This is a genomic window from Candidatus Cloacimonadota bacterium (assembly GCA_016932035.1).
Taxonomy (GTDB): domain Bacteria; phylum Cloacimonadota; class Cloacimonadia; order JGIOTU-2; family JGIOTU-2; genus Celaenobacter.
In genome coordinates this window covers 1-11,204 of the sequence record JAFGDR010000016.1, presented here as the reverse complement: position 1 = coordinate 11,204, position 11,204 = coordinate 1, and the positions used below count along the sequence as shown (strand labels likewise).

12 protein-coding genes are annotated in these 11,204 nt (G+C 37.5%); all 12 read left to right on the top strand.

All coding sequences use genetic code 11. The features are described from left to right. Positions 1 to 793: fibrobacter succinogenes major paralogous domain-containing protein (locus tag JW794_02580; GenBank protein ID MBN2017010.1), on the top strand; the 793-nt coding region annotated here is incomplete at its 5' end. A 72-nt stretch (positions 794 to 865) separates the two neighbouring features. Then, positions 866 to 1,867, top strand: a complete 1,002-nt coding sequence (locus JW794_02575) for a TAXI family TRAP transporter solute-binding subunit (GenBank protein MBN2017009.1) — start codon at positions 866 to 868, stop codon at positions 1,865 to 1,867. 23 nt (positions 1,868 to 1,890) lie between these two features. Continuing rightward, complete coding sequence (locus JW794_02570) at positions 1,891 to 2,505, top strand: hypothetical protein (protein ID MBN2017008.1); 615 nt, start codon at positions 1,891 to 1,893, stop codon at positions 2,503 to 2,505. A gap of 233 nt (positions 2,506 to 2,738) precedes the next feature. Continuing rightward, positions 2,739 to 3,563, top strand: a complete 825-nt coding sequence (locus JW794_02565) for a GGDEF domain-containing protein (protein MBN2017007.1) — start codon at positions 2,739 to 2,741, stop codon at positions 3,561 to 3,563. A 27-nt stretch (positions 3,564 to 3,590) separates the two neighbouring features. Then, positions 3,591 to 4,412 (top strand): GGDEF domain-containing protein, encoded by an 822-nt coding sequence (locus JW794_02560; protein MBN2017006.1) that lies wholly within the window; start codon positions 3,591 to 3,593, stop codon positions 4,410 to 4,412. Between the two features lie 24 nt (positions 4,413 to 4,436). After that, positions 4,437 to 4,802 carry a DUF4180 domain-containing protein gene (locus JW794_02555; protein ID MBN2017005.1) on the top strand — a complete coding sequence of 122 codons (366 nt, stop codon included), beginning with the start codon at positions 4,437 to 4,439 and terminating at the stop codon, positions 4,800 to 4,802. Beyond that, positions 4,795 to 5,193, top strand: coding sequence for a GNAT family N-acetyltransferase (locus JW794_02550; GenBank protein MBN2017004.1), 399 nt, complete (start codon positions 4,795 to 4,797; stop codon positions 5,191 to 5,193). The genes JW794_02555 and JW794_02550 overlap by 8 nt, the downstream gene beginning before the upstream one ends. A 65-nt stretch (positions 5,194 to 5,258) precedes the next feature. After that, complete coding sequence (locus tag JW794_02545) at positions 5,259 to 5,915, top strand: hypothetical protein (GenBank protein MBN2017003.1); 657 nt, start codon at positions 5,259 to 5,261, stop codon at positions 5,913 to 5,915. Then, the gene (locus JW794_02540; GenBank protein MBN2017002.1) at positions 5,916 to 6,257 is read left to right on the top strand and encodes a hypothetical protein; all 342 of its coding nucleotides are present in this window, start codon (positions 5,916 to 5,918) and stop codon (positions 6,255 to 6,257) included. It begins immediately after the preceding gene. 32 nt (positions 6,258 to 6,289) lie between these two features. Next, positions 6,290 to 8,296, top strand: coding sequence for a TRAP transporter permease (locus JW794_02535; GenBank protein MBN2017001.1), 2,007 nt, complete (start codon positions 6,290 to 6,292; stop codon positions 8,294 to 8,296). Between the two features lie 58 nt (positions 8,297 to 8,354). Beyond that, complete coding sequence (locus JW794_02530) at positions 8,355 to 9,689, top strand: LPP20 family lipoprotein (GenBank protein MBN2017000.1); 1,335 nt, start codon at positions 8,355 to 8,357, stop codon at positions 9,687 to 9,689. A gap of 11 nt (positions 9,690 to 9,700) precedes the next feature. Further along, a partial coding sequence (locus JW794_02525; protein MBN2016999.1) for a hypothetical protein occupies positions 9,701 to 11,204 on the top strand: 1,504 nt, incomplete at its 3' end.

Genomic DNA, 11,204 nt, shown 5'->3' with positions numbered 1-11,204 from the left:
ATCAGATACATATTATGCATCAATTGTAGAATCATTACAGACAATTTATCATTTGCATTTTCATTATTTGTGGGATATTCCCGAGTTTGTGGAATCAAGTTTAGATTATCAAGTTCGGATATCAGGTTTAGAATATCCTGAAGTTGAAACTTTTAGTGAATATTTTTCAATTTTTAATTCATCAAATTCTGTTATTGATATTGATGGAAATATATATAACACTGTTCAAATAGGTGACCAGGTTTGGATGGCTGAAAATTTGCGTGTGAAACGGTATAAAAACGGCTATCCATTGAAACATTATGAAGATGATACTTCATGGTTTGATACATATTATGGAGCTTATTGTCATTACGATAATGATACAACTTATTTTGAAACATATGGTTTACTTTATAATTGGCTCGCTGTGGACGATTATCGAATGCTTGCACCAACCGGCTGGCATGTTCCAACATATGAAGAATGGCAAATCCTTTTAGAAAACCTTGATGGCTGGCAAGTAGCAGGTGGAAAAATGAAAACTACAGGCACACTTGAGCAAGGTGATGGACTCTGGCACGAGCCGAATACAGGTGCAACAAACGAAAGTTGTATGTTTATTGTTCCGGGTGGTTATAGATTATTTCATGGAGGATGTGATGAAATGGGTTATCAAGCTGCATATTGGACTTCTTCTGAAGATTCTATTTTTACAGCACCCTATATAAAACTCTACCACGATGCATGCGAGGTGCATTCATACAACCAGACTAAATGTTCTGGATTCTCTATACGCTGTTTAAAAGACTGATTGGTTCACTATCAAGAATCTTGACAATAACTTCTTGCTTATACGTTAAAACAAAACACTTCGGAGTATCATATGAAATTTACACACATTATTTTAATAATCGTCCTTCTTTTTCTAATAATTTCATGCGCAAAACATGATATTACTTTTGTTACCATCGGAACAGGCGGAGTAACCGGTGTTTATTATCCAACCGGGGGAGCTATCAGCAGGATGGTGAACAACAATTTCAAAGAATACGGCATCAAAGCAACAGTCGAATCCACAGCTGGTTCGGTGTATAATATTAATTCAGTCCTCAGTGGTGACCTCGATTTCGGTATTGCACAATCCGATAGACAATATCAAGCTATCAAAGGGCTTTCTGAATGGGCTGAGATAGGACCACAAAACAAATTGAGATCAGTGTTTTCAATACATCCGGAAGCAATAACATTGATTGCTTCTGACAAAAGTGGTGTTTATACCATACGGGATCTTGTAGGTAAGAAGGTTAATCTTGGCAACCCAGGCTCGGGACAACTTCAAAATTCCAGGGATGTCCTTAATGCTTTTAATGTTGGTGAAGATATGCTCGGAGCAGAATATGTAAAAGCTGTCGAAGCGCCGGGACTCGTCCAGGATGAGCGTATGGATGCCTTTTTCTATACGGTAGGTCATCCGAACGGTAATATCAAAGAAGCAACATCCGGACGTATAAAAGTTCATATCGTGCCTATTGAGGGAGCACCGATCGATGCTCTGCTTGATGAGCTTCCATACTACGATAAAGCAATTATTCCTCATGAATATTATGAACTTTCCACGAATACTCAAGACGTACCAACGATCGGCGTGAAAGCAACTCTGGTCACTTCTTCCGATGTTTCTGATGATATTGTGTATGCATTCACAAAAGAAGTATTTGAGAACTTTGATGAATTTAAAACCCTTCATCCAGCATATGGCACTCTTACAAAAGAGAGTATGCTGAAAGGGCTGTCTGCTCCTCTTCATCCCGGAGCTTTGAAATATTACAAAGAAGCAGGATTAATTGATTATATAAAACCCTCACTCATTCAAACCGATATGTAAGTCAATTATTGAAGGGAGTATTGATGGCAAGATATAGTCTTCTCAGGCATATAGCTTGTGTGGTTATTTTTGTTTCTATGATCCTTGGATGCTCCATGATGTCATCCATGCAAACAGGACGAACTATGAAGAAGGGGGATGTGGGTCTTGGAATTGGTTATGGTAGTCTATTTGAAAATGATGATAGCAAGATTTTTTCTAACTATCATTTTTGGGAATTGAATTTACGCTATGGACTTTTTAAGAATTTTGATTTTGGTTTGGAGTTTATAGCATATCTGCCCACTACCCTCGATGTGAAATATCAATTTGCTGGAACTGATAGTTCATTATTTGCCAGCAGCATCGGATTAGGTTTTACGATACAATCAGTTCAATTTGGCTTTAAAGAGGTTGGATTTCTTTTACCCCTGTACACATCTTTTCATCCAGTAAAAGAGGTTGCCTTGTTTCTGAGTCCAAGAGTGTATTATTATCATGACAGCTCCAATTGGGTAACTTATGCTGGATTATCCACGGGATTTCGCCTTGGCGGAACCTGTGCTTTAATTCTTGAATATGATATTTACAAGATAATTTCCACTGATTCTAGAACAGTTTCCCAGGCACTTGTAGGGCTATCGTATAATATTCCATAGGTTCGTTATCTTTTTGCCTTCGAAAGACATTATTAAGAGCAATTTGAATAATGTATGATAAGAACCTTGACGCATTATGTTACGTATTGAAGCATTTCATCATTACATTCTAGGATGTGCCATGATAAGAGAATCTGGTTAAACCATATTATTATAAATCAGTTTCCGTTAATGTATCGAGTGAACTGGCCATTCTGAAATCAACGATCGAGGATACGAATATTATGTTTATATTGAATCTATTAAAAAATTGGATGATCATCATTGGTGCGATCATAATGATTATTTCACTGTACCCAATGCAGCAGATCAAAAAGAAGTTGCCAGAAGGTCCCCTGCGTAGCAAATGGGATCTGCTCAGCATCCTGATCCTGTTTTTCTTTGCTGGATATATTGTTTTTGTTGTTGCACAATGGAATAGAAATCTAACAGCCTCCGATTTTATTGTTCCTTTCATATTTTTCTTTGGTGCAATCTTTGCTCTTTTAACAAGCTCACTCGCAGTGCAGACCGCAATGGACATTCTCCGCATAAACAAACTTGAGCAGGATAATATCACCGATCCGCTTATGGAGATCAATAATCGCCGTCATTTTGATATGCGGCTGATTGAAGAGATCAGCAGAGCTCATCGATATAATTCTCCACTTGCATTGTTCATGGTCGATGTTGACCATTTTAAAAAGATAAATGATACTTTTGGACACGACATTGGCGATGATGTACTGGTTGAATTGGGTAGACTTATTCAGGATCAGGTACGAAGGAACGATATCGTTGCTCGGTACGGTGGAGAAGAAATAACGATCATTGCACCTGAGACAACCATTGAAGTTGCCCGTACTCTTGGAGAACGTCTTAGATCGACAATCGAAGATACTGTATTAGTAAAAAAAACCAATTCTCATCCAGCAATAAAAGCTACTGTCAGTATAGGGATTTCCGGACTTACTAAAAATATTGTCAGTATGAAGGATTTCATACAAAAGGCTGATGTGGCTTTATACGAAGCTAAATCAAATGGACGTAATAAGGTTGTCGTTTTTGAGGAATCATAAGAATGATAAATTGATGGAAGGATACCTATGTATTTTCAAATAGTAAAGAATGCAATCATTATAATCGGAGCGATACTTTTGTTAGTGTCACTCTTTCAGTTGCAGCAACTGATGAGGCACCTACCTGAGGGATCATTAAAGAAAAAGTGGTATATTTTAAGTATCCTGATCGTTATCTTTATTATTGGTTATGTTGTATTTCTCGTCGTTGAATGGAATGCATTCAATGATCCTTCCTGTTTGATCGTGCCGTTTATCTTTTTCTTTGGCGCGGTGTTCGTTCTGCTCACCAGTTCTCTTGCAATGCAAACAGCTCGTGACCTTCTTCGGATCAGCAGACTCGAACGGGAAAACGTAACCGATCCTTTGACCCACCTCTATAACAGAAGGCATTTTGACAGAAGACTTGCGGATGAGATAAATAGAGCACATCGATATGGTTCTCCGCTCGTACTTTTTATGGTCGATGTTGATCATTTTAAGAAGATCAATGATAAATATGGTCATGATGTTGGGGATAAAGTTTTGAAGAAGATCAGTTCCCTTTTGCAAAAAAACGTGAGAAATACTGATGTCATAGCAAGATATGGTGGAGAAGAGATTGCAATCATAGCTCCTGAAACAAAGATCGAAGTCGCGAGTATTCTTGGTGAAAGACTCAGAGAAGCTATCGAGACCGAAATTCTCGTCCGAGCAAATAATAAACATGATGATATACGGGCTACAGTCAGTATTGGCATTGCAGAACTTGGAAAGGACATACATCAAAACGATCAATTTGTAAAGTGTGCAGATACAGCCCTGTATAAAGCAAAAGAAAGTGGAAGGAATCGTGTCATACATTGTTGAGAAGAATGATTCAAGGAGTTTGCCATGGATATAATAAAAATTCTCAAAGAGAATGATTCGATCTTTGCGGAGTGTGATCACACAACGAAGCTTGTTTCAAGTGAACAGGATGCAGTCGATCTCATCGGATTCTGCGGGTATCATCAAACAAATAATTTACTGCTCTACACCGATAATGTTGACGAGAGCTTTTTTGATCTGAAATCTCAGCTTGCCGGTAAAGTTTTGCAGAAATGTATGAATTATTATATGAGAGTGGCAATGGTTCTATCCTTAGATATACAAGATAACAAACGATTCTCCGAAATGGTTCTTGAAACGAATAAAGGTAACCATTTCCGAATATTCAAGACAAGAGATGAAGCAATAGATTGGCTTACTCATGGATAAAGAGATTAATATCAGATTTGAGAAAAACAATCCTATTACTGCAGATGAACTGATCGATGTTTTCAAGAGTGTGGAATGGAGAAAAAATCCCGAAAATATCGTTGAAGCATTTCGTAATTCGTATTATATTACTGCATATGATGGCAATACACTTGTCGGCTTTGCTCGTGCAATATCTGACGGATATTACTACACAAATATTTTTGATGTCATCGTTCGACCGGAGTATCATACGAGAGGTATCGGCAAACGTATGATGAACATGCTCAGAGAAAAATTCAAAGGTACATATTTCTTTTTAACCTATACCGAAGGACGTAAAGAGTTCTACCAAAAATGCGGATTTGAGCAAAACGATCGGGCCATGTGGATACAAATCCATCAATCATAAGATTTATACGTATGCCGGATAAAAATGAACAATCACATTATATCGGTACATTAAATGAGAAATCTCTGCATGCTGATCTCAAAACATGGTATGCGCAGCCAGGTGATAGGCTTGAAGTTCCTATTGATGGATATTACATCGATATTGTTCGCGGTAATGAATTGATCGAGATACAGACCCGGAATTTTTCATCGATAAAAACAAAGATCAGAACGTTACTATCCAATCATAAAGTACATCTCATTCATACAATTGCTCAGGAAAAATGGCTGGTAAAATTACCAAAAGATGGTGATGGAGACCCTGTTCGAAGAAAGTCTCCCAGAAAAGGAACTATGCTTGATATTCTTAACGAATTGGTTAGTTTTCCATCGCTGCTCAAGCATAAAAATTTTGTCCTCGAACTTCTCTTTATCAAGGAAGAAGAAGTTCGAAGATATGATCCGAGAAAAGGCTGGCGAAGGCATGGCTGGGTAACTCATGAAAGAAGACTCTTGGATGTCATGGATTCAGTGATCATACAAAACCCAAAAGATTTTGAGATTCTCATTCCTGATGTATTACCTGCCCAGTTTACAACTGAAGATGTTGCTTTTGCTATCGGTCGGTCGAAATGGTTTGCGCAAAAATTGGTGTATTGTCTGAAAAAAATGGATATTATCGAAAAAGTTGGTTCCAGGAATAAATTTTATGTATACCAAAAGAAAATTTCGGAGAAATAGATGAGTATCGAAGAGAAATTAAATCTGAACGGAGAATTTTTGGGAGTTACATCCATGGCTGTATATAGTGCGCCCTGGTTTCTAAAGGTTGGTTTGCTGGTTCTTGTGGGATTTCTTTTCTCAGTGAAGATTGCTCAGGATTCCAAGAACTTCAAAGAAGAGCTTGATGAGATCGCAGAAGAGGATCAGGACGATTATCTTAAGCTGATGAATGATTTCAATAAATTCTTTTTTGGATTTACCGTTGCAAAAAAGAACCTACCGGTTTATTGGCTGGGCTTTGCAATATTTGCAATTACTTTTGTGTTTTCCGTTATTGAAACAATAACTAAAATTTTCTAATAGAGTTGCTTACTTCATCATAAAAGATAGTTATGTCTAAAGGAATTTTTAGTAATGTTCATTCATTGATCATCTCATTTATTGCTCTGGCATGGGCACTTTTTCAGCTTGCACTGCCATATTTCATTATTCTCGATAGTGTGTCGATCCGGGCAATTCACCTTGCTTTTGCACTCTGTCTTGTTTTTTTAACGATTCCATTCAGAAAGCCAAAGGATCAGAAGGGATATTGTTTTCGGGATAATAACATTCCAGTTCTGGATTACATACTTGCAATAATTGCCGCAGGTGCAGCATTGTATATCATGCTGGACTGGACCGGCGTATGTATGCGCTCTGGTCGTCCAATTCTTCGAGATGTCATCATAAGTTTTACTCTTATTGTTTTACTATTGGAAGCTGCCAGACGTTCTCTTGGTCCAGCATTGACATTGATCTCGGTTCTTTTTACAATTTATGCTTTTCTTGGACCGTACCTACCCAGGATTTTTGCATTCAAAGGAGTTTCGTTAACAAAATATATCAGCCAGATAGTGCTTTCAACTGAAGGGATTTACGGCATTCCGCTCGATGTATCAGCAACAACGGTTTTCCTCTTTGTTCTTTTAGGAGCAATGCTTGAACGAGTAGGAGCAGGGCAGTTTTTTAATAGAGTTGCTATTTCACTACTTGGTCGTTTCAAGGGAGGTCCTGCAAAAGCTGCGGTTGTTTCCAGCGGCTTAACTGGTATTGTGTCCGGCTCGAGTATCGCGAATGTTGCAACAACGGGTACGTTTACCATTCCACTCATGAAGAAGGTTGGTTATCCCGCTAAAATAGCTGCTGCCACAGAGGTTGCTGCGAGCACGAATGGGCAGCTCATGCCACCGATCATGGGTGCAGCTGCATTCATCATTGCTGAATATCTCGGATTGCCTTATATCGATGTCATCAAAGCAGCTGCAATTCCTGCAGTTGTTTCATACATTGCACTCTTTTATATTACACACCTTGAAGCATCTAAACGCGGTATGAAGGGATTACCGATCGAAGAAATACCAAAATTTCGAAATGTCATGAGGAAAGGATTTTATTTCCTTATCCCGCTCATTATACTCATTTATGAACTCATCGCTCTCAGACATTCACCGAATCTTGCTGCCTTTAATGCCATCATATCCCTGATGGTGATCGTATTCGTTCGTGAGATCATAAATGCCAAAAAGGAAAAAGATAGTATTCTCAATTCGATAAAAAGGAGTTTAGGAATTATATCTGAAGGTCTGATAAACGGTTCTAAGAATATGCTGTCTGTGGCGGTTGCAACTGCAACTGCTGGGATTGTTGTTGGTATAGTCACGATGGGTATCGGCAGTATGATCGTTGGGATCGTTGAGACTCTTTCTGGGGGAAACATCCTTCTCCTTCTTATCATAACTGCAATTGCCAGCTTGATTCTCGGAATGGGACTTCCCACAACAGCAACGTATATAGTGATGGCATCCATAACCGTACCAGTCATCATCAAGCTCAGTGCAGTGCATAGCATGAATCCGATACCTGCGATCTCAGCACATCTTTTCTGCTTTTATTTCGGTATTCTTGCTGATGATACACCACCGGTCGGACTTGCAGCATACACTGCGGCTGCGATAGCCAAATCAGATCCGATCCCGAAAGGTGTTCAGGGTTTCATATACGATCTTCGTACAGCAGTTATTCCATTCATGTTCGTCTTTAATACCGAACTTGTTCTCTATGGCATCAACAGTTTTGCCCATGCAATGTTCATCTTCGGTATGGCAACGCTGGGAGCACTGGCATTCACCAACGCTGTTCAGGGTTGGTTCATCATCAAGAACAAATTGTATGAAACGATCTTATTTTTGATTACATCTATTATTTTCTTTTATCCGGGATTCGTAACGAAACTCCTTCATATTTCTGATGGCTTTAGATATTATTTTTACATTGCAGGTTTCGCACTCTATGGAATGCTCTATTTCCTTCAAAAATATCGAAGTAAAACATACCATGAAACGGGATTTCAAAATTCTTGACACATAAACGTTACACAAAAATCTGTAATAAAAAAGAAATGTTGCTAGAGGTGAGAATATGAGAAAAATTCTAATTTTTCTCGTCATCTTTATATTTGTGTGTTTATCTGCATTTGCAGCGAAAAAGCCTGATTGGGTAACCAAAAGACCAATTGATAGTAATGCTTATATTGGCATCGGTGTTGCCCAAAAAGATACAGAAACAAGCGAATATATTCAGAAGGCAAAAGACCGTGCTCTACGAGAGATCGCATCTGAGATAACGGTGACGATCAGTGGTGCTACAATCAACCAGATTCTCGAAAAGGCAGGTGTGGTAAAAGAGGAATTCGAATCACAAATTCAGTCATCCACGCAAGCACAGCTCGAAGGATACGAACTGGTCGATACATGGGAAGATAAAACTCAATACTGGGTGTATTACAAACTATCAAAAATAAAATATACGCAACTCCGCAAAGAGAAGATCGATAAAGCGCTTTCGCTTTCTTTGGATTTTTTTACCAAAGCAGAACAGAGAAAGGTAAGTAACCAGATAACAGAAGCTCTGCAGCTTTATTTGCAATCCTTGAACCCAATAGAACCATATTTAACCGAACCACTTGAGACAATGTATAATGGACAAAAAATATACATGCTCAATACGATCCATTCCTCACTCCAGCAGGTTTTGAGTACGATTTCCCTGAAACCTGTTCAGCCGGAAGTGGATGCAACAATCGGCAAGGGACTCGATAATCCAATCCTCTATAAAGCATTGTATATGACTGCCCCCATTTCGAATCTCCCTATCCAATTTGGCTTTATTAAAGGTGAAGGTGATCTGATCGAATATGCCAAAACAAGCCTGGATGGTATCGCACTATGCATGGTGTCATCAATTTATTCTGCGGACAAGATGCAGGTCATCAAAGGGGAGCTAGCACTCGATAATCTCATTTCTGCAGAGGAATCAAATCCAATTATTCTCGATATCATAAAGAGTCTGACAATCCCGTCTGCAAATGTACTTTTGAATGTTTCCGGTCCTAAGATTTTTATTGAGTCTACAGAATTGAATTTTGGAGAATCCCTCGATGTGAATTATATTGAACCAAAACTTAAAGAGAAACTCTCAGAATATGGATACAATTTTGTTGATATGAAATCGGATGCAGATTATATGATCATCATCGATGCACAGTCGAGAAAAGGTTCGACTGTATACAGCATGTGCTCTGCATTTGTGGATGCATCTATTTCTGTTATGGATATGTCCACCTATGATGAGATTTATAAAAACACGTTTTCGAATGTAAAAGGTATAAACAACGATATGGATAAAGCAGGGCTGGCAGCCTTCGATAATGCAGCAGCACAGATCTCTGCAGAGATTATCCAGATCATGCAATAGGTATTTAATAAATGAAGAAACTATACCTTCTTATTGCTGTATTCATGCTGGTTTTATGTAATCTTATTGCTGATATTATTCATATAAATTGTGATGGTACTGGAGATTATACAACAATTCAAGAAGGAATAAATGTTTCAATTAGTGGAGACACAGTACTTGTGGAACCAGGCACGTATGTTGAGAACATTAATTATAATGGGAAAAATATTGTGGTTGGGTCTTTGTTTTTCACGACTAATGATACTTCATATATTAGCCAAACTATTATAGATGCTAATTATAGCAATTCAGTTGTTAAATTTCTTAATCAAGAAGATACTGTAGCTGTTTTGTCTGGATTTTCTATAAAGCATGGACAATATTATAGAGGTGCTGGTATTTACTGTCATGATGCATCACCGACTATTAATAATGTTGTTGTTTCTAATTGTTACGCTGATAAGGGTGGGGGTATGTTCTTTGCCTTATCAAATTCTAATTTACGTGATATTAAGATTATTGACGGTTCTGCAGATATTTCTGCTGGTGGAATTTACTTAGAAGACTCAAATCTAAATTTTGAAAATTTATCTTTGATTTCGAATAACTCTCTGCAAGAGTGTGGTGGGATTTACATTAAATCAAACTCAAATGTTTTTATTGATGGTGGATATATTGTAGATAACACATCAGATGAAGACGGAAGTGGAATATTATGTGTAGATTCTTATCTTGATTTAAAGAATATCATTATAACAGGAAATAAGAATAATAGTAGTTGGTTAGGTTGGGGTGGTGGTATATATTATTATTCATCAAAGGGAATATTAAATAATGTATTAATTAGAGATAATGAATCAAATGCTGGTGGAGGAATGTATGTTAGTGGATCTTCTCTGTATATGATTGATGTTGAGATTAAAAATAATATAGCTGGAAATGGGGGTGGAATTGTATGGAATAATTCCAGTTTAACATTATCTAAAGTCTCAATATGTAATAATATTGCAGAAAATTTTGGTGCTGGTATATATTTTCTAGATAATTCTGTAGCAACGTTTGATGAGGATAACAGAAGCAATATATATGATAACATTTATGTTAATAATCGGGGGAGCGGTAGGGATATTTATGCAATTGGATCAGTTAATGTTAATGCATTTATAGATACATTTACTGTTATTAATCCTTCTGATTACTATGTCACACCAATTGATAGCTTTAACTTCAACATACTTCATGGTTTGAAAGATAGCTTAATCAACTCAGATATTTACGTTTCAGTAGATGGGAATAATCAAAATAGTGGTATTTCACCAGAAAGTCCATTGAGAAGTGTTAGTTATGCGCTATCAAGAATTTATTCAGATAGGGTAAATCATAACACCATATTCCTTTCTCCAGGAGTATATAGTCCCACGAATACTAATGAAGTGTTTCCGCTACACTGGAATAATTATGTTTCTTTGGAAGGTACTTCTTATGATGAAACGATTTTAGATGCTGAATCAACAAACAATGTTTTAGGTTTTT

Bases quoted from the DNA above. Each gene is read 5' to 3' on its own strand.
- JW794_02540 (MBN2017002.1), top strand. From the start codon at position 5,916: ATGAGTATCGAAGAGAAATTAAATCTGAACGGAGAATTTTTGGGAGTT.
- JW794_02570 (MBN2017008.1), top strand. From the start codon at position 1,891: ATGGCAAGATATAGTCTTCTCAGGCATATAGCTTGTGTGGTTATTTTT.
- JW794_02550 (MBN2017004.1), top strand. From the start codon at position 4,795: ATGGATAAAGAGATTAATATCAGATTTGAGAAAAACAATCCTATTACT.
- JW794_02530 (MBN2017000.1), top strand. From the start codon at position 8,355: ATGAGAAAAATTCTAATTTTTCTCGTCATCTTTATATTTGTGTGTTTA.
- JW794_02575 (MBN2017009.1), top strand. From the start codon at position 866: ATGAAATTTACACACATTATTTTAATAATCGTCCTTCTTTTTCTAATA.
- JW794_02555 (MBN2017005.1), top strand. From the start codon at position 4,437: ATGGATATAATAAAAATTCTCAAAGAGAATGATTCGATCTTTGCGGAG.
- JW794_02535 (MBN2017001.1), top strand. From the start codon at position 6,290: ATGTCTAAAGGAATTTTTAGTAATGTTCATTCATTGATCATCTCATTT.
- JW794_02560 (MBN2017006.1), top strand. From the start codon at position 3,591: ATGTATTTTCAAATAGTAAAGAATGCAATCATTATAATCGGAGCGATA.